Consider the following 16,967-nt stretch of genomic DNA (forward strand, 5'->3'; position numbering starts at 1 on the left):
TTGGAGGAACAAATGAGCATCCTTGCGGAAGTCTCCATTTTTCCCATGGGCACCGGCGAGAGCGTGGGCGAGGCCGTGGCCGGGGCTGTGGCCCTCATTCGCGAATCAGGCCTGGACTACAAGGTGGGGCCCATGGGCACCACCCTGGAAGGGGAGTGGGACGAGGTGATGAACGTCGTCGGCCGCTGCCATCAGGCTATGCGGTCCAAACACCCCAGGGTGTACATGACCATCAAGATCGACTCCCGCGAAGGCGGTCCCGGCCGCCTGGAGGAGAAAGTGGAGCGTGTGACCTAGTGCGGTTCGACCCACGCGTCTACCTTGTGACCGACCGTCCCCTCTGTCTGGGGCGCGACCTCGTGGAGGTCGTCCTGGAGGCCGTGGCGGGCGGGGCCACCGTGGTTCAGCTGCGGGAGAAGGCCTCCGGCGGCCGGGAGTTCGTGGAGCTGGCCCGCCAGCTTCGGGAGCGCTTGGACCGCCGGGGCGTTCCGCTCATCATCAACGACCGCATCGACGTGGCCCTGGCCATCGGGGCCGCCGGGGTGCATGTGGGCCAGTCGGACATCCATCCGGCGGACGCCCGCGAACTGCTCGGCCCGGAGGCCATCCTTGGCCTGTCCGTAAAGAGCGTGGAGCACGCCCGGCAGGCTGCGGGGATGCCCCTGGACTACCTGGGCGTGGGCCCGATCCATCCCACCTCCACCAAGGAGGACGCTGGCGAGGCTCTGCGCGAGGAGGGGCTGGCCAGCGTGCGGGGCGTCACTTCCCTGCCGCTGGTGGCCATCGGCGGCCTGGGGCGGTTAAACGCCGCAGGAGCCGTGGAGGCCGGGGCGGACGGCGTGGCCGTGGTCTCGGCCATCTGCTCGGCCCAATCGCCGAGGCGGGCGGCCGCCGAATTGTTGGCCGAGGTGGACGCGGCCGTCGCCCGCAGGGAGGGTGGCGGGTGAGAACCCTTGTGGTCAACCTGACCCGCTTCGGCGACTTGGTGCAGTCGCAGCCCACCCTGGCGGGGCTGGCCGCGCGCGGCGACCGGCTGGCCCTGGCCTGCCTGGAAAACTTCGCCCCCGCCGCGCGTCTGTTGACCGGCGTGGAGCACGTGGCTCCCTTGCCCGGAGCGAAGCTCCTGGGCGCGGGCTCGGACTGGCGGCCGCGACTGGCCGCCCTGTGGGAGTGGGCCGAGGGGCTCAAGCGTGGCTTCGGGCCCGAACGGGTGGTCAACATCACCCCTTCCGTGTCGGGCCGTTTGCTGGCCCGTCTTTTTCCGGAAGCCGAGCAGGTGGGCCTGAGCCTGGACGAGTTCGGCTTCAGCCTGGACCAGAGCCCGTGGGCCGCCTTTTTGCAGACTTCGGCCACCCACCGGGGGGCATCGCCGTTCAACGTGTCGGACCTGTTTCGCCGCGTGGCCGGGCTGGACGCGTCCGAGGTCGGCTCCACCCGCCTGCGCCAGCCGGACCCCGGCGACAGGGCCCGGGTGGCGGAGATGCTGGCCTCCGGCCCGGCGGACAGGTCAGGCTGGCTGGCGGTGCAGCTCGGCGCCAGCGAGGAGAGGCGGCGCTGGCCAGTGGCCTCCTTCGCCCGGCTGGCCGAGACCATGTGGACCGAGCGCGGCCTGGCGCCCCTGGTCCTGGGCGGACCGGGCGAGGAGGGGCTGGCGGAGCGGTTCCAGGCGGAGTGCGGAGCGCCGGGACTTTCCCTGGCCGGACGCACCTCCCTGCCGCAACTGGCCGCGGCGCTGGGCGAAAGCGACCTGCTCGCGACCAACGACACCGGCACCATGCACCTGGCCGCGGCCGTGGGCACCCCGCTGGCGGCCATCTTCCTGTGCACGGCCCAGCCGTGGGACACCGGCCCCTTCCTGGAGGGAAGCCTCTGCCTGGAGCCGGACATGGACTGCCACCCCTGCGCCTTCGGCCGGGCATGCCAGCGCGGCGAGGCCTGTCGGCGGGCCGTGCGGCCGGAGACCGTGACCCGGCTTAGCCTCGGACTGCTGGACGGCGACCCGTCGGGCAGGGCGGCCGAAGGGGTCCGCGTCTGGCGCACCGTGCGCGACAAGGCCGGCTATTTGGGGCTTGAGCGGCTGGGTGGCGCGCCGCAGGATGACCGCCACGCCTGGGTGCTCATCCAGCGGGCGGTTTACGGACGGTTCCTTGACGGGTTGGACCCGCTGCCGCTGCCGAATCTGCCCCGGCTTTCCCCGGAGGCCGAGGCGGAGACCGCCAAGGTGCTGCGTGAGGCCGGAGACGTATGTCTGCTGCTCACCCGGCAGGGGCAGGTGCTGCTGCGCGACCCCGTACCGGCGCTGAAGACCAAGTTCCTGGCCTACTGGCAGCGGCTCGTGGGGCTTCTGCGCGAGGACCGCCGCCTCTCTCCCCTGGGACGGCTTCTCACGGCACGGGGCGAGGAGTGCGGTGGCGACCTGACCTCCTTCCTGGAGGTCGTGGTCCATCATCAACGGGCTGTGGAAGCCTTTTCCCGGGCAGTGGGCCTGGCGCCCGCCGAGGCCTGATCCCCTTCCCCTCGCCGAGAGAGGGGCCCTCCCTTTTCCGCTTCCATTCGCCGCGAGACAGCGGCTTTTTCGTCAAGCATGCTTGTGCCGTGTAGGCATGCTTCTTGAATAGATTCGGCCGAGCGCGGTTTTTCAGTGAACACCATCGAGGAGAGAGCACAATGATCACCGTTGACGGAAACACCGTCGACCTCAGCGTCGGCCAGTTCGAGAACCTGGAGCAGATCCTGAACAGCATCATGCGGGACCGGTACATGTCCGACCGGGTCGTCACCGACGTGAAGCTGAACGAGGAATCCTTTTCCGAGATCTATCCCCACCAGGCCGAGGACATTCCCATGGACGAGGTGCGGAGCCTGGAAATCGTCACCGCGCCCATGAGCGACATGGCCGTGAGTGTAACCCGCGAACTCTACAAGGTCATCACCCTCATGGACAAGGGCGCCCGCCAGGTCTCCGAGCTCTTCCGCCAGGCCGACGACGCCGAGGCCCTGGACATGTTCCAGGACCTGCTCGACGTGACCCGGGATTTCTTCAACATCGTCGGCGTGCTGCGCGACGAGTACTCCCTCAAGGACCACAAGCGGCTGGGCGAGGCCATCGAGGAGTTGTCCAACCTCTTCACCGAGATGGTCGAGGTCACCGAGAACGAGGACTGGGTCCTGGTCTCCGACCTGCTGGAATACGAGTACGTCCCCGCTGTGCAGCGCTGGAAGAGTGTCATCGCCCAGCTCCGCGAGGACATCCGCGAGGCGGCCTAGATGTCCGAGAAAGTTCGTCTTCTCGACCAGGCCCTGGAAATGAGCGAGGCCGAGCTGGAGCATCTCATGGAGGGCGAGTTCGAACTCGCCGAGCAGAGTTCCGCCGAGCGCCACGAGCTGATACGGCGCATCCTCTCCATGGACGACGACGCCAAGACCGAACAACTCATGAGCAAGCTCAACCAGCTGCGCACCATGCAGAACCGCCTCACCGGCGAAGCCAAGCGGCTGCATGACGAACTGCGGCAGGACCTTATGCGGGCCAGACAGGAGACCAAGCGGTACAGCGGCTACAAGCAGGCTGCCAACGGAACTCCGGAAAAACGCAACCGGCTCTTTCACAAACGCGGCTAGCGCTCTCCCTCGGAATGTTGGGCCGGTCCAGCGCGGACCGGCCTTTTCCTCATTCCAGGAGGCTTGGCCGCGCTGGACCGTTCGCCACGGGCCGCAACATCTCCTGTCCGTCGTTGGACAGGTCGTTGACCGCCCGGGACACTTCCCAGGCCCGCAACGAATCGGTGGGGGAAGGGCGCGTCACTCTCTCCAGGGTTTCACGGTCCGTGCCCGGTGCCAGCCAGTCGTCCCACCGTTTCCGCGGAATCAGGACGGGCTGGCGGTCATGTATGGGCGATACGTCCGGCCCCGCCGGGCATGTGACCACGGCCAGGCAGGCGGGCTCACCGTCGCGGGCTGCTTCCCATATTCCGGCCATGGCCAGGGGCCCGTCCCCTTGGTTTGTCAGGTAGAAGGGCCGCTTGCCGCCGTCCCCCCGTTTCCACTCGAAGAATCCCTGCGCCGGAACCAGGCAGCGCCTGGACCGCGCGGCCTGGCGGAAAAAAGGCTTGTCGAACAGCCCTTCGGCCCGGGCGTTGATGGGCCGCCTGGACTGGCCGGGGTCGGCCCAAACCGGCAGGAATCCCCAGCGGAAAAAGCTTCCCAGCCGTTTTCCCCGTTGTCCATGATCACGGCCAGCACGTCCGTGCCGGGCGGAATGTTGTGCCGGGGGGCGTAGTCGGGCAGGTCGGCCTCAAGCCATTCGGCCAGATTTTTTTTGGGGATGCCCAGGGCGAAGCGGCCGCACATGTCGACTCCTTGACAGGCTTGCCGGGCATGCCCACCTCGGGTACGCACCGATCATGCTGACGCGAACATTCTGCCACCTTCCCGGCATCGGGGCCAAGACCGAACAACGCCTTTGGACCGGCGGCGCCCGCCGCTGGCCGGACCTGGCCCGTCTGGGGCCGGATTTGCTCGGCCCTTCCAGGCTGGCCCAGGCGGCCGTGCTCATGGAGGAATCCGCCGAGCGGCTGCAGGCTCGCGACGCCGAGTTCTTCGCCGCCAAGCTGCCCAGCAGCGAGTCCTGGCGGCTGCTCTCCCATTTCCACGACTCAGCGGCCTACGTGGACATCGAGACCACCGGGCGCGGCCGGGGCATGGACCACATCACGGCCATAGCCCTGTACGACGGACAAAGCGTGCGCACCTACGTCCACGGCCGCGACCTGGAGGCCTTCGAGGACGACATCCGCGACTACAAGCTGCTGGTCACCTTCAACGGGGCCTCGTTCGACGTGCCCATCCTCGAGCGGGAGCTGCGCATCCGCCTGCCGCGCGCCCACATCGATCTGCGGCACGCCCTGGCCTCCATCGGCATGCGCGGCGGGCTGAAGCGGGTGGAGAAGGCGGTGGGCCTGGATCGCTGTGAAATGGACGGCCTGGACGGTTACTTCGCGGTCATCCTCTGGAACGAGTACGAGAATACCGGGAATCCGGCCGCCCTGGAAACGCTGCTGGCCTACAACGCGGCCGACGTCCTCTCCCTGGAGACCCTGGCCCGCCATCTCTTCCGAGCCAAGGTGGCCCAGACTCCCTTCGCGGACGAGCTGGTGCTGCCCGAGCCAACGGGCGCGGCCAATCCCCACACCCCGGACACGGACTTGGTGCGCCGGCTCATGGCGCGCTACCCCCGCTACCGGGCTAGCGCGTGAACCCCGGCGGCAGCCCGCCGGAGTCCTCTCCGCCGTCCGCCGCGCCTCCCGGGGTGGGCGGCAGGGGGTAGCCGCCGCCGGGCTTCTCCGGCTCCAGCTCCAGCTTCAGCCCGTGCGCCCGGGCGGCTTCCGCCAACCGTCCGTGGTTCACCCGCACCGCGCCCTCGGCCCGCACCACGATGGCCTTGGGCACGGGCACGGGGCAGTGCTTCTCGCAGTTGCCGCAGCCCGCGCACCGCTTGGCGTCCACGTGGGGCACCCGCACCGGGTTGCCCTCCTCGGGCTTGAGGGAGACGGCGTCGTACGGGCAGACCTCGTCGCAGACTAAACACTTGCGGTGCTTCTCCCAGGCCAGGCAGCGCTTTTTGATCACCTCGGCCGTGCCCAGCTTGGCCTGGGAACGCTGCCCGGAAGCGGCGGGCAGGATGGCCCGGGTGGGGCAGACATCGGCGCAGGCGTGGCAGCGGGGATCGCAGTAGCCCACCACCGGCGTGACCTTGGGGCTGAAGGCTCCCAGCACCCCGGCCCCGAGCCAGGCGGGCTGGAGGGTGTTGGTGGGGCAGACCGCGGCGCACAGCCCGCAGCGCACGCAGCGGGCCAGAAACTCCGGCTCGGGCGGACTGCCCGGGGGGCGCACCACTCCCTTGGCCGTGGCCAGGGAGGGTCCGGCCAGCCCCAGCGCGCCTAAGCCAAGCCCGGCCGCGCCTCCGACCAGCAGGGCGCGGCGCATGGGGGAGGGGGCCTCCTCCGGCGGCGTCCCGGCGGGCAGATAGCCCACCGCGCCCACGGGGCAGGCCGCCTGGCAGCGGCGGCATTGCAGGCATTCCGCCGGGAAGGTTTGGGCGGGGTGTTCCTCGTCGATGGCCCCCGTGGGGCAGACGCGCAAACAGGCTCCGCAGCCCGTGCAGGATTCGGCCACCCGCCGCCGCAGCAGCGGTTTGCGCGAGAGCACGGCCAGGGCCGCCCCGGCCGGGCAGCAGACCCGGCACCACACCCGTGGCCAGCGCTTCGCCAGCCAGAAAAGCAGGCCGAACAGGGCCAGAATGAAGACCATGGTGGCGTATGCGCGGGGCTTGAAGTCAGGGAAAGCGGGCAGTCCCAGGTTCCATTCCAGGGAGAGGCGCAGCCCCAGGTCGGCGGCATGGCTGGCCGGACCGCCCAGGCCAAGGGCGTAGAAGCGGGCGGCCAGGGGCAGGGGGGCGGCCCAGAAGACAAGGGGGATGCCCAGAGCGGCCGCGCCGAGGACGGCCGTAAGCACGCCGTACTTGAGGCGGGCCGCCCACCCGGGCAGTCTTTGGGCCTTGCCGCCGGTGATTCGCCGCGCGCCGTCCAGGGTGGAGCCCAGGGGACAGACCCAGCCGCAGAATGCGCGGCCCAAAAGCGGCGCGGAAAGCAGCACCACCACGGCGGGCAGGAAAAGGACGGTCAGTTCCCTGGCGGCCAGGGCGGTTCCCAGGAAAACGGCCGGGTCGAAGCGGACCAGCAGGTCGCGGGGCAGCAGGCCGTCCAGGAGCCAGGAACTTCCGCCCCAGACCAGGAAGAGAAAGAGGGCCAGGCAGAGTGCCTGGACCGTCCGTCGCGCGGCCATGCTACAGGGCCAGCCGCTTCACCCGCAGGGAGGCGGTGTCCATGCTGCCCAGGCCGCGCTCCGCCGCCAGGCGCACGTGCTTGACCTGGCGCGCCTCGAACCGGCGGCCGTACCAGGCGAAGGCCTCCACGGCCAGGGCGTCGGCCGCCACGGGGTCGGGCGAGGCGATGACCGTGTCCTCCTTGAGCACCTTGCCCGGGCCGTAGGGGCCGCCGGTGGAGAGCACGAACATGCCGTCCACCACGGTCAGGTCCGCCTTGAGGCGGGTGTTGAGGTCCACGATGGCCGTGTCCAGGTCGTAGCGCCAATGCATCGCGCCCCGGTCGCGGATGAGGCCCATCATGCCCTTCAGCCCCAGGCTGACGCCGGTGGCGCCGTGCGACTTGGCCGTGGGCGCGGCGATGAGCACGTCCGCCTCCAGCACCTCGCGCACGAAGGCGTTCTCCTTCATGTCCTCGCCCGCCTCGATGTCCGCCTCCTTGTAGAAGCGGTCCGCGGTCAGGGCCTGCACGCGCCCGCCCATATCCCTGCAAGCCTCCTGGATGCCGGAGGCTTCAAGGCAGCGTTCAGCCGAGGAGAGCGGGTTGTCCAGGATGTGGATTTCCGCCGCGCCCACCTCGGAGCACATGGCCGCGATGGCCTGCACCACGGCCGGGTGGGTGTTGGCTCCCTTCTCCGGCGGCGTGGGAAAGCTCATGTTGGGCTTGATGACAACCTTCTGTCCGGGTTTCACGAAGCGGCCCATGCCGCCCAGCATCTCCACCGCCGCGCGGGCGGCCTCGCCTGGACCTCCGGTGACGACTGCCGCGTCCGGGGTGGCGGTCGCGGCCCACAGCCCGCGCCCCCAAAGGTTCGAGGCGAACCAGGCAGCGCCCGCCAGGGTGAGGAAAGACCGTCTGTCCATGTCAGCCTCCCAGGGTGATGGCCAGGGCGCCGAGGAACATGAAAAAAGCCCCGGCCATTCTCAGGCTGAGGTTTTTTTCCCGAAAGAGCAACCCCCCGTAGATGACGCTGAAAAGACCGGACAATCGCTTCACCGAGATCATGTAGGCGGCCTGCACCAGGGAGATGGCCCACAGATGGCAAAAGACGTGGACGGCCACGGTCAGGCCAAGGGCGGCCCCGGCTCGCGGGCGTGCCAGCAGGGGGGCGAAGCGGATGCGGCCCGTGAGCCGTAGCCCGACCAGGGTCAGGCCGCCGAAGCCCAGGAAGAAGAATACGGCGGTGAAGACAGGGTCCGAGTGCAGGATGAGCTTCTTCCCCAGCACCGCGCACAGGGAGTAGAGCAGGGAGGCGGCCAGCATGAGCCGCGCCCCGGGTTGCCGCCACAGCGCCTTGAGCGGGGCCAGCGGTCCCTTCCTGGCCTCGGCGGCGTTGAGTACCCAGCTGCCCAGCACCACCAGCAGCACGCCGCCAACCCCGGCCCAGCTGGCGGTCTCGCCCAGGATGAGGAAGCCGGTCAGCAGCACGAAGACCGGGGTGAAGGAGAGGTAGGGCATGACCAGGGAGATGGGGGCCAGGTTCACGGCCGCCATGTGGCAGAGGAATCCCGCCGCATTGAGGGGCAAAAGCCAGAGGTAGGTGGACCAGAAGGCGGGGTCCGGAGCGGGGCGGCTCAGCGCCAGGGGCAGGAGAAGCAAAAAGAGCGGGGCGGCGTAGAAGAGCGGGGCCGCGGCCATTTGCAAGGGCGGCAGGTCGCCGAAGAGCCGCTTGGCCAGGGCGGCCTCGGTGGCCGCCAGCAAGGCCACGGCCAGGGCCACTGGAAACCAGGCCATGGCCGGATCAGGTCACGCCGCGGTAGAAGACCATGCGGGCGGCGTGAGGGCGGAAGGAGTCCAGCAGTTCCTCCTGCGCCTCGGGCGGCATGGGCTGGAATCCGGCTGCGATCTCCGCCATGGTGCGGACGTGGTCGGCCAGGCCGCAGCCGATGATGGCCACGTCGATGTCCTGGGAGAGGGCGTAGCGCAGCAGCAGGGTGGGAGTGAGATAGGCCTTGGGGTTGAGGTAGTGGCCGCCGCCGAAGACCTTCATGCCCACCACGGCCATGCCCTTGGCCCGGGCGGCGGGCAGCACCTTGTCCAGAAAGCCGCCCAGCGCGCCTTCCACCGGGTTCACCGGCAGCAGCACCGCGTCCAGGGGCCACTCCTCGACGCAGCGCAGCAGCACCTCGGGGTCGTGGTGGCCGGTCACGCCGATGCGGCCAGCGCGGCCTTCCTCGCGCGCCCGCAGGAAGGCCGCCAGCGCTCCGTCCGGCGCGGCGATGCGCTCCACGTCCTCCTGGGTGCGCACGTCGTGGATTTGCCACAGGTCCAGATGGTCCGTGCCCAGCCGCTCCAGGCTGTCGCGCAGGTCGGCCAGGGCCCCCTCGTGGTCGCGGCGGGCGGACTTGGAGGTGTGGAACACCCGTTCGCGCTCGCCGGGGTGTTCCCGCCAGTAGGCTCCCAGGTAGGACTGGCTGCCAGAGTAGGCCGGGGCGGTGTCGAAGTAGGTCACGCCCAGCTTCCTGGCTTCCCGGATCACCGAGCGCGCTCCGGCGTCCTCGCCAAAGGTGCGCAGAACGCCCTCGCCGCCCAGGCCGACCCTGGTAACGGCCGGGCCGCCGTGTCCGAATGGCGTGGTGGGCAGGGCGGTCGCTTCTTGGTCCATGGTGTCCTCACACATGATTGCGCAGGTGCAGTTCAACCGGGTGTGGATGGAGGTAGACCTGCCTGGCCAGGTACTCCTTGCCGTATTTGCGCACGTAGTGGTTGATGAGGGTGGCGGGCACGATGAGAGGGACGTGGCGATCCTTGTACTGTTGCAGGATTTCTCGCAGCTCTTGCCGCTCGTCCGGGGTGAGGTCGTCCTTGAAGTGGCCGGCCACGTGCTCCAGGGTGTTGAAGTGGCTCTTTGGGTTGGCCTTGATGGACAGGGCCTCCATGAGAAGGCGCTGGTAGTTGTCCACCAGATCCTCAAGCGGGTACTCCTTGCCCGCGGCCACCAGCTTGCCCATTTCGCGGTAATGCTTCTGGCTGTGCGAGAGCAGGAGGAGTTTGTGGTTGGTGTGGAAGTCCACCAGCCCGCCGAGTCCCGAGCCTGATTCCAGGTAGTCCCGCCAGCGTTTCATGACGAAGACCCGCTCGATGAAGTTCTCTCGCAACCGGGGGTCGTGCAGGCGGCCGTCGTCCTCCACCGGCAGCAGGGGAAAGCGGTCCATGAACTCCCTGGCGAAGATGCCCACGCCCTTGGGGTCGGGCATGCCCTGCTCCGTGTAGACCTTGACCCGTTCCATGCCGGAAGAGGGACTCTTGGCCTTGAAGATGAAGCCGCAGAGGTCCTCATCGGCCAGGCGGGGCAGCACCTCGCGGCTGAAGCCGCGAACCCGTTCCGTGAAGTCCTCGCCGGAGCGGCGGCCCACCAGCCTGGGGTTGTCCGGATCGCCCACCAGCCGCATGGCCTCGCGGGGGATGGGCAGCCCGCTCTCCACCTCCGGGCAGACGGGCACGAATTCCACGAAGCGACCGAGTTCGTCGTGTATCCAGCGGTCGAGCTGGTGGCCCGAGTCGTAGCGGACGTTGTTGCCCAGCAGGCAGGAACTGACGCCGAGCTTGATGGTGTCTGGCATGTTGCTAGGCCCTGAAAAAGAGTCCGGATTCGTCTATGGTGCCCGGCCTGGGCAGAGTCACCTCGGCCACCACGCCGCCCTCCTCGGAGCGGATGTCCAGGGAGCCGAAGTTCTTTCGCGTGGCCAGGCGGGCTATGGGCAGGCCGAAGCCCGTACCGAAGGACTTGGTGGAATGAAAGGGGGTGAAGAGTTCCTCCACGTCCGTGTCCTGGGGCAGGGAGCCGGAGTTGCGGATTCGTATGGCCACGAAGTTGGGAGAGGCGGGGCACTTTCCTGAGGTGACAGTGATGGAGGGGTCGTCCGGGTCCAGGGCTTCCACCGCGTTCTGCAGCAGGTGCGAGAAGAGGGTGGTCAGCATTTCCGGATCGCCCTGCACGCGGCGGTTGTCCTCGGTGAGGACGATGTCGAGGCTGTACTTCGTAAGATTGTTTTCCCGCCTGAGGGTCTCCGAGGCCCGCTCCAGCACGTCCTCCAGGTCGATTTCCACAAAGCCGGGAACCGAAGAGAGCGCCCCGATGTACACCCCAACGTTGCGGACCATGCGCTCCAGTCGTTTGGCCTCGTCCAGGATGGTCTGCGAGGCTTGCCGCTCGCGGGACCCTTCCCGGGCTTCCCGCTGCACCCGCATGGCGTTGCCCCCGATGATGGTCAGGGGGTTGCGTATCTGGTGGGCCACGCCGGACATGACGTCCAGTTCGCACTTGGAGTTGGACTGGATGAAGGCGTCTGTCTCCACCAGGGTGCAGAGGTCGAAAAGACGGTCCGCGGCCAGCATGACCCGGGCCTGGTCCTCCACCGGCACAAGCTCCTGGATGAGCCCGTGGGTGAAGCGCCGGGCCTGGAAGTAGGCCAGGGAGATGAAGCGGTGGTCCACGCCGAAGGAGACGTGCTTGCTGCCGCTGCGCCACAGGGAGGCCAGAAACTCGTCCGTATTTGGATTCATCCACAACCGCTGGTACCAGCCGGACCAGTTGTGTTTCAGCCTGGTCTCGGAGGTCTGGTGCTGCAGGACGATTTTGGTCTGGGCGATGTTCTTGATGGCCTGGAAGAGGTCCTCGGCCATGTCCCGGCGTCGCTCGGCGAAGGCGTCGCGGTAGGGGGACAGTTCTTCAGCCAGTGAATCGTCAACCGCCAACTGGCTGCGGAAGTACCGCAACCGCTCCAGGGGGGCTTCGATCTCGCGCATTATGGTCTGCCTCGCATCCCGGTCTTGTACCAACGCGGAAGAAAAATGCAAAGCGACCGTCGTTGACGGGCCGATAACCCCCGGCTAGTGTCCCGCGCATGGACAATCCCCATTCCATCCGCTGCCTGTTTTTCGACTTCGGCGGAGTCGTGGCCGAGGAGGGGTTCGTGGCGGGTCTCCATGCCATCGCCGCTGACCAGGGCCTGGACCCGGACCGCTTCTTCAACGACGTGCGCGACGTCATCTTTCAGAACGGCTACGTCACCGGCCACTGCTCGGAGATGGACTTCTGGAGCGACCTGCGTGGACAGCTCGGCGTGAAGGGCTCCGGCAAGGATTTGCGCCGGGAGATTCTCTCCCGTTTCCGGCTTCGCCCCCACATGCTGCACCTGGCTCGCCTGCTGCGGGAGGAGGGACTCAAGGTGGCCATCCTTTCGGATCAGACCAACTGGCTGGACGAGCTGCAGGCGGAGTTGGGCTTCGCCATGTATTTCGACAGCGTGTTCAACAGCTACCACTACGGCTATCACAAGGGGCAGCCGGAGTTCTTCAAAATCGCCCTGCGCGACATGGACGCCAAGGCGGACGAGAGCCTGCTGGTGGACGACGCCGGGGTCAACGTGCGCACCGCCCGCGAGAGCGGGCTGCACGCCATCCAGTATGAGGATCTGCACCAGTTCACCCGGGATTTCGAGACCTACTTCCCCGGCCTGCTCGAACGCGCCCACGAAGAATCGGAAGGAGACGACGCATGAGGCCCGCCCACGCCCAATTCCGGCCCGAGGGACTGCCCTTCGCCTGCTTGTGCGCCCTGGCGGTGGTGGCTTTCGCTCTGCTCGAATGGTCCCTGTTGGCACTGCTTGCCCTGGCGCTGACCGGCTTCGTGGTCAATTTTTTTCGCGACCCGGAGCGCATCCCGCCCGAGGACTCCGCCCTGGCGGTGGCCCCGGCCGACGGCAGGGTCGTGCTCGTGGGGGAGCGCGAGGACCCCATGACAGGGGAGCGGCGCGTGTGCGTCGGAATCTTCATGAACGTATTCAACGTGCACGTGAACCGAATGCCTGTGGCCGGGGAGATTTCCCGCATCGCGTACCATCCCGGCGTCTTCTTCAACGCCTCCCTGGACAAGGCCAGCGAGGACAACGAGCGCAACGCCGTGGCCCTGGAGGACGATGAAGGCCGCTCCTGGACCATGGTGCAGATCGCCGGGCTGGTGGCCAGGCGCATCGTCTGCCAAGCGGAGCTTGGCGACAGGCTGGGCCGGGGGGAGCGGTTCGGCATGATCAAGTTCGGCTCCCGAGTTGACCTCTACCTCCCGCATGACTATCAGCCCCTTGTCGGCGTCGGCGAGAGGGTCCTTGCGGGACAGACCGCGGTGGCCGCGCCACGCCGGGCCGACTGAGCAACACACATGGAAGACAAGTTCATCGCCAAGCCCCGCGGAAAGGGCGTCTACATCCTGCCCAATCTCATGACCACGGCCAGCCTGTTCGCCGGCTTCCTGGGCCTTACCCTGGCCGTGGACGGCCGCTTCGGCCTGGCCGCCGTGGCCGTGTTCGTCTCTTTCGTGCTGGACGGCCTGGACGGCAAGATCGCCAGGCTGACCAAGACCACCTCGGAGTTCGGCGTGCAGCTGGACTCCTTGGCCGACCTGGTGGCCTTCGGCGTTTCCCCGTCGCTTCTGCTCTACCTGTGGAAGCTGCAGGAGTACGGCCGGCTGGGGCTGGCCGCCGCTTTCCTCTTCACCGCCTGCGCCGCCCTGCGCCTGGCGCGGTTCAACATCCAGACCAAGACCTCGGGCAAACTGCTCTTCACCGGCCTGCCCACCCCGGCCGCGGGTTGCACCGTGGCCGCCCTGGTGCTCTTCGAGCAGAACCTGCCCGGGGAGGCGGGGGCAGTCCTCGGACCGGTGGGGCTGGTGCTGGCCTACGGGCTCTCCTTCCTCATGGTCTCCCGGGTGCGCTACTTCTCCTTCAAGGAGTACGGCTGGCTGCGGGCCCACGCCCTGTCCGCCCTGGTGGCGGCTGTGCTGCTCTTCGTGGTGGTGGCCTCCCAGCCCACCCTGCTGCTTTTCCCGCTTTTGGGGGCCTACGTGCTTTCCGGTCCCATCTACACCTTCCTTGTCCTGCCGCGCCGCCGTCCCGGCCTGTTCGGCGAGGGCAGGGGGGAATCACGCGATGAGCCGGAAGAGAGCAGTGGAACCTCTTGACCTCGGCGCGGGCCCGGGGCTATGCATGGACTTTAGCCCGGAAGCGGCCACGGCCGCGCCAACCCTCCGGGCAGGGAACGACATGAAGACACGCATCCACACAGCCAGTCGCGAGGCAGCGCGCGAAAGACCGCGCGCGGCGTCCCGCGTCAATCCCGTCGCGGGACGCGTGCAATCCACCTCCGCCCCTCTTTCCCTCCGCCTATCCCTATCCTCCTCCGCCCTAGCCTAGGGCACATCCGGCACCGCTGACATGACCCGGCCCGAGCCAGCGGCTCGCGGCTCCGCCATACAGGCTCCGTTACAAGAGCCACGTGCTTCGAGGAGGAAGCGACATGAGCGAACGCGTCCACATTTTCGACACCACCCTGCGCGACGGCGAACAATCGCCCGGCGCCACCATGAACCACAACGAGAAGGTCCGCCTGGCCCGCCAGCTCGAACGGCTGGGCGTGGACGTCATTGAGGCGGGCTTCCCGGCCGCCTCCAAGGGGGACTTCGAGGCGGTGCAGGCCATCGCCCGCAGCCTGGAGAAGCCCATCGTGGCCGGGCTGTGCCGCAGCCTGCCCGCGGACATCGAGCGCGCCTGGGAGGCCATCAAAGACGCGCGTCGGCCCCGCATCCACACCTTCCTGGCCACCTCGCCCATCCACATGGAATTCAAGCTGGGCAAGACCCCGGAGCAGGTGCTGGAGATGGCCCGCGCGGCCGTGCGCACGGCCCGCAACTTCACCGACGACGTGGAGTTCTCGGCCGAGGACGCCTCCCGCTCCGACCGCGAGTTCCTGGCCCGGGTGGCCGAGGCGGTCATCGAAGAAGGGGCCACGGTGGTCAACATCCCGGACACCGTGGGCTACGCCCAGCCCCAGGAGTTTGGCGACCTCATCCGCTACCTGCGCGAGAACGTGCCCAACGCGGACAAGGCCACCTTCTCCGTGCACTGCCACAACGACCTGGGCCTGGCCCTGGCCAACACCCTGGCGGCCATCGACAACGGCGCCCGCCAAGCCGAGGTGACGCTCTCCGGCATCGGCGAGCGGGCGGGCAACTGCGCCCTGGAGCAGCTGGTCATGTCCCTCAACGTGCGGCGCGACCTGCACGACTTCGAGACCGGGGTTGACTCCGAGCAGATTCACCCCTCCTGCCGCCTGCTCTCGCTGATCATCGGGCAGGGCATTTCCGCCTACCAGCCCATCATCGGCCGCAACGCTTTCGCCCACGAGTCCGGCATCCACCAGGACGGCATGCTCAAGCACCGCCAGACCTACGAGATCATGACTCCCGAGAGCATCGGCCGGGCTGGCACGGACATCGTGCTGGGCAAGCACTCCGGCCGCAACGCCATCGGCAGCAAGCTCTCCGAGCTGGGCTTCTCCCTGGACGAGGAGCAGAAGCAGCAGGTCTTCGACGCGGTCAAGACCCTGGCCGACAAGAAGAAGCGCATCTACGACGAGGACATGGAGGCCATCGTCCTGGAGGAGGTCTACCGCCTCAAGGGCAAGTACCGCCTGCGCGCCCTGAGCGTGCAGACCGGCACCTCCGGCGGCGTGCCGCCCACGGCCGCCGTGGTCATGGACGTGGACGGCGAGGAGCGCAAGCTCTCAGGCTTCGGCATGGGCCCGGTGGACGCCATCTACAACACCATTTGCGAGATGGTGGGCTATCGGCCCACCCAGGAACAATTCAACATCAGCGCCATCACCGGCGGCACCGACGCCCAGGGCGAGGTGGTCGTGCGGCTGGCCCACAACGGCCAGTCGGCGGTGGGGCGCGGTTCCGACGGAGACATCATCGTGGCCTGCGCCAAGGCCTATCTCAACGCGTTCAACCGCCTGGGCATGAAGGAGGAGAGGAAATGGGCGCAACTGTAGCCGAAAAGGTGCTCGAGCGGCACCGCATCGAGGGGGACGTTGTCCCGGACCGCATCATCCGCTGCCGGGTCTCCCTGGTGCTGGCCAACGACATCACCGCCCCCCTGGCCATCAAGTCCTTCAAGGCCATGGGCGCGGAGGAAGTGTTCGACCGCGAGCGGGTGGCCCTGGTCATGGACCACTTCACCCCCAACAAGGACATCGACTCCGCCGAGCAGGTGCGCGGCGTGCGCGAGTTCGCCCGGGAAATGGGCGTGGTCAACTACTTCGAGGGCGGCCAAGCGGGCGTGGAGCACGCCCTGCTGCCGGAGATCGGGCTGGTGGGCCCCGGCGACGTGGTCATCGGCGCGGACTCCCACACCTGCACCTACGGCGGCCTGGGGGCTTTCGCCACGGGCATGGGCTCCACGGACATCGCCGCGGCCATGGCCCTGGGCGAGACCTGGTTCAAGGTGCCGCCCACCATCCGCGTGGAGATGACCGGCAAGCTGCCCGAGTGGGTGGGGGCCAAGGACCTCATCCTCAAGACCATCGGCGAGATCGGCGTGGCCGGGGCCCTGTACAAGGCCCTGGAATTCGGCGGCGAAGTGGCCGACGAGCTGGACATCGAAGGTCGTCTGACCATGGCCAACATGGCCATCGAGGCGGGCGGCAAGGCCGGGCTCTTCCCGGCGGACGCCAAAGCCCTGGAATACGCCAAGGCGCACGGCCACGCCGCCTCCGAGGAAATCCACCCCGACCCGGACGCGGTCTACGAGCGGGTGGTGCGCATCGACGCCTCCTCCCTGGCCCCGCAGGTGGCCTGCCCCCACCTGCCGGACAACGTCAAGGATGTGGGCGAGGTGGACACCCGCATCGACCAGGCAGTCATCGGCTCCTGCACCAACGGCCGCATCACCGACCTGCGCGAGGCTGCCGACGTGCTGCGCGGCCGCAAGGCGGCGGACGGCGTGCGGCTGGTGGTCATCCCGGCCACCCCGGCCATATGGCGGCAGGCCATGGAGGAAGGGCTGTACGAGATTTTCCTTGACGCCGGGGCGGTCATCGGCCCGCCCACCTGCGGCCCCTGCCTGGGCGGCCACATGGGTATCCTGGGCGCGGGCGAGAAGGCCGTGGCCACCACCAACCGCAACTTCAAGGGCCGCATGGGCCACCTGGACTCCGAGGTTTACCTGGCCTCTCCGGCGGTGGCCGCGGCTTCGGCCGTCACCGGGCGCATCACAAACCCGGCGGACCTCTAGCCAAGGAGCGAGG

General features: G+C 68.2%; 18 protein-coding genes. 11 read left to right on the forward strand and 7 right to left on the reverse strand.

Annotation, left to right across the window (positions count from 1 at the left end; all coding sequences use genetic code 11):
* Positions 1–12: 12 nt before the first annotated feature.
* The 5 genes from N911_RS0102510 to N911_RS0102530 all read left to right on the forward strand — a co-directional run bounded on the left by N911_RS0102510 (position 13) and on the right by N911_RS0102530 (position 3,621).
* Complete coding sequence (locus N911_RS0102510) at positions 13–297, forward strand: MTH1187 family thiamine-binding protein (protein WP_029894033.1); 285 nt, start codon at positions 13–15, stop codon at positions 295–297.
* On the forward strand, positions 297–947 hold the full coding sequence (thiE, locus tag N911_RS0102515; RefSeq protein WP_035104240.1) for a thiamine phosphate synthase: 651 nt from the start codon (positions 297–299) through the stop codon (positions 945–947). Before N911_RS0102510 ends, thiE begins: the two co-directional genes overlap by 1 nt.
* Positions 944–2,506: a glycosyltransferase family 9 protein gene (locus N911_RS0102520; RefSeq protein WP_035104241.1), complete on the forward strand. Its 1,563-nt coding sequence runs from the start codon at positions 944–946 to the stop codon at positions 2,504–2,506. The genes thiE and N911_RS0102520 overlap by 4 nt, the downstream gene beginning before the upstream one ends.
* A 161-nt stretch (positions 2,507–2,667) precedes the next feature.
* Positions 2,668–3,267 carry a DUF8043 domain-containing protein gene (locus N911_RS0102525; protein WP_029894039.1) on the forward strand — a complete coding sequence of 200 codons (600 nt, stop codon included), beginning with the start codon at positions 2,668–2,670 and terminating at the stop codon, positions 3,265–3,267.
* The gene (locus tag N911_RS0102530; protein ID WP_035104243.1) at positions 3,268–3,621 is read left to right on the forward strand and encodes a hypothetical protein; all 354 of its coding nucleotides are present in this window, start codon (positions 3,268–3,270) and stop codon (positions 3,619–3,621) included.
* Positions 3,622–3,670: 49 nt separating this feature from the next.
* Here N911_RS0102530 and N911_RS17880 read toward each other — a convergent pair whose 3' ends face one another.
* Complete coding sequence (locus N911_RS17880) at positions 3,671–4,207, reverse strand: SOS response-associated peptidase (protein WP_081859031.1); 537 nt, start codon at positions 4,205–4,207, stop codon at positions 3,671–3,673.
* 196 nt (positions 4,208–4,403) lie between these two features.
* On the opposite strand from N911_RS17880, the gene N911_RS0102540 reads away from it, so the two are divergent.
* Positions 4,404–5,255 (forward strand): ribonuclease H-like domain-containing protein, encoded by an 852-nt coding sequence (locus tag N911_RS0102540; RefSeq protein ID WP_035104245.1) that lies wholly within the window; start codon positions 4,404–4,406, stop codon positions 5,253–5,255.
* Here the strand turns inward: N911_RS0102540 and N911_RS0102545 are convergent.
* The 6 genes from N911_RS0102545 to N911_RS0102570 are packed head-to-tail and all read right to left on the reverse strand — an operon-like array spanning position 5,245 to position 11,633.
* Positions 5,245–6,843 carry a 4Fe-4S binding protein gene (locus N911_RS0102545; RefSeq protein WP_029894045.1) on the reverse strand — a complete coding sequence of 533 codons (1,599 nt, stop codon included), beginning with the start codon at positions 6,841–6,843 and terminating at the stop codon, positions 5,245–5,247. The two genes, N911_RS0102540 and N911_RS0102545, sit on opposite strands and share 11 nt — an antisense overlap.
* Position 6,844: 1 nt before the next feature.
* The gene (locus N911_RS0102550) at positions 6,845–7,747 is read right to left on the reverse strand and encodes a DUF362 domain-containing protein (RefSeq protein ID WP_029894047.1); all 903 of its coding nucleotides are present in this window, start codon (positions 7,745–7,747) and stop codon (positions 6,845–6,847) included.
* A gap of 1 nt (position 7,748) precedes the next feature.
* Entirely contained in the window at positions 7,749–8,618 is an 870-nt protein-coding gene (locus N911_RS0102555; protein ID WP_029894049.1) for a DMT family transporter, read from the reverse strand.
* Between the two features lie 7 nt (positions 8,619–8,625).
* Positions 8,626–9,489: an aldo/keto reductase gene (locus N911_RS0102560; protein WP_035104248.1), complete on the reverse strand. Its 864-nt coding sequence runs from the start codon at positions 9,487–9,489 to the stop codon at positions 8,626–8,628.
* 7 nt (positions 9,490–9,496) lie between these two features.
* The gene (locus N911_RS0102565; RefSeq protein WP_029894052.1) at positions 9,497–10,447 is read right to left on the reverse strand and encodes a YbgA family protein; all 951 of its coding nucleotides are present in this window, start codon (positions 10,445–10,447) and stop codon (positions 9,497–9,499) included.
* A gap of 4 nt (positions 10,448–10,451) precedes the next feature.
* On the reverse strand, positions 10,452–11,633 hold the full coding sequence (locus tag N911_RS0102570) for an ATP-binding protein (RefSeq protein WP_029894055.1): 1,182 nt from the start codon (positions 11,631–11,633) through the stop codon (positions 10,452–10,454).
* A gap of 98 nt (positions 11,634–11,731) precedes the next feature.
* Between N911_RS0102570 and N911_RS0102575 the strand changes: the two genes are divergently transcribed.
* From N911_RS0102575 to leuC, 5 genes are all read left to right on the forward strand, one after another.
* On the forward strand, positions 11,732–12,388 hold the full coding sequence (locus tag N911_RS0102575; protein ID WP_035104250.1) for an HAD family hydrolase: 657 nt from the start codon (positions 11,732–11,734) through the stop codon (positions 12,386–12,388).
* The gene (locus N911_RS0102580) at positions 12,385–13,035 is read left to right on the forward strand and encodes a phosphatidylserine decarboxylase family protein (RefSeq protein ID WP_029894058.1); all 651 of its coding nucleotides are present in this window, start codon (positions 12,385–12,387) and stop codon (positions 13,033–13,035) included. Before N911_RS0102575 ends, N911_RS0102580 begins: the two co-directional genes overlap by 4 nt.
* 9 nt (positions 13,036–13,044) lie before the next feature.
* Positions 13,045–13,842 (forward strand): CDP-diacylglycerol--serine O-phosphatidyltransferase, encoded by a 798-nt coding sequence (gene pssA, locus N911_RS0102585; RefSeq protein ID WP_035104252.1) that lies wholly within the window; start codon positions 13,045–13,047, stop codon positions 13,840–13,842.
* 335 nt (positions 13,843–14,177) lie between these two features.
* Entirely contained in the window at positions 14,178–15,713 is a 1,536-nt protein-coding gene (locus N911_RS0102590; RefSeq protein WP_029894062.1) for a 2-isopropylmalate synthase, read from the forward strand.
* On the forward strand, positions 15,698–16,954 hold the full coding sequence (leuC, locus tag N911_RS0102595) for a 3-isopropylmalate dehydratase large subunit (protein ID WP_029894064.1): 1,257 nt from the start codon (positions 15,698–15,700) through the stop codon (positions 16,952–16,954). The genes N911_RS0102590 and leuC overlap by 16 nt, the downstream gene beginning before the upstream one ends.
* Positions 16,955–16,967: the final 13 nt, after the last annotated feature.

Source organism: Desulfohalovibrio reitneri (assembly GCF_000711295.1).
GTDB lineage: Bacteria > Desulfobacterota > Desulfovibrionia > Desulfovibrionales > Desulfovibrionaceae > Desulfohalovibrio > Desulfohalovibrio reitneri.

Bases quoted from the DNA above. Each gene is read 5' to 3' on its own strand.
- N911_RS0102560 (WP_035104248.1), bottom strand. From the start codon at position 9,489: ATGGACCAAGAAGCGACCGCCCTGCCCACCACGCCATTCGGACACGGC.
- N911_RS0102530 (WP_035104243.1), top strand. From the start codon at position 3,268: ATGTCCGAGAAAGTTCGTCTTCTCGACCAGGCCCTGGAAATGAGCGAG.
- N911_RS0102575 (WP_035104250.1), top strand. From the start codon at position 11,732: ATGGACAATCCCCATTCCATCCGCTGCCTGTTTTTCGACTTCGGCGGA.
- N911_RS0102555 (WP_029894049.1), bottom strand. From the start codon at position 8,618: ATGGCCTGGTTTCCAGTGGCCCTGGCCGTGGCCTTGCTGGCGGCCACC.
- N911_RS0102550 (WP_029894047.1), bottom strand. From the start codon at position 7,747: ATGGACAGACGGTCTTTCCTCACCCTGGCGGGCGCTGCCTGGTTCGCC.
- N911_RS0102565 (WP_029894052.1), bottom strand. From the start codon at position 10,447: ATGCCAGACACCATCAAGCTCGGCGTCAGTTCCTGCCTGCTGGGCAAC.
- N911_RS0102580 (WP_029894058.1), top strand. From the start codon at position 12,385: ATGAGGCCCGCCCACGCCCAATTCCGGCCCGAGGGACTGCCCTTCGCC.
- N911_RS0102590 (WP_029894062.1), top strand. From the start codon at position 14,178: ATGAGCGAACGCGTCCACATTTTCGACACCACCCTGCGCGACGGCGAA.
- N911_RS0102540 (WP_035104245.1), top strand. From the start codon at position 4,404: ATGCTGACGCGAACATTCTGCCACCTTCCCGGCATCGGGGCCAAGACC.
- leuC (WP_029894064.1), top strand. From the start codon at position 15,698: ATGGGCGCAACTGTAGCCGAAAAGGTGCTCGAGCGGCACCGCATCGAG.
- N911_RS0102570 (WP_029894055.1), bottom strand. From the start codon at position 11,633: ATGCGCGAGATCGAAGCCCCCCTGGAGCGGTTGCGGTACTTCCGCAGC.
- N911_RS0102525 (WP_029894039.1), top strand. From the start codon at position 2,668: ATGATCACCGTTGACGGAAACACCGTCGACCTCAGCGTCGGCCAGTTC.
- N911_RS0102545 (WP_029894045.1), bottom strand. From the start codon at position 6,843: ATGGCCGCGCGACGGACGGTCCAGGCACTCTGCCTGGCCCTCTTTCTC.
- N911_RS0102510 (WP_029894033.1), top strand. From the start codon at position 13: ATGAGCATCCTTGCGGAAGTCTCCATTTTTCCCATGGGCACCGGCGAG.
- pssA (WP_035104252.1), top strand. From the start codon at position 13,045: ATGGAAGACAAGTTCATCGCCAAGCCCCGCGGAAAGGGCGTCTACATC.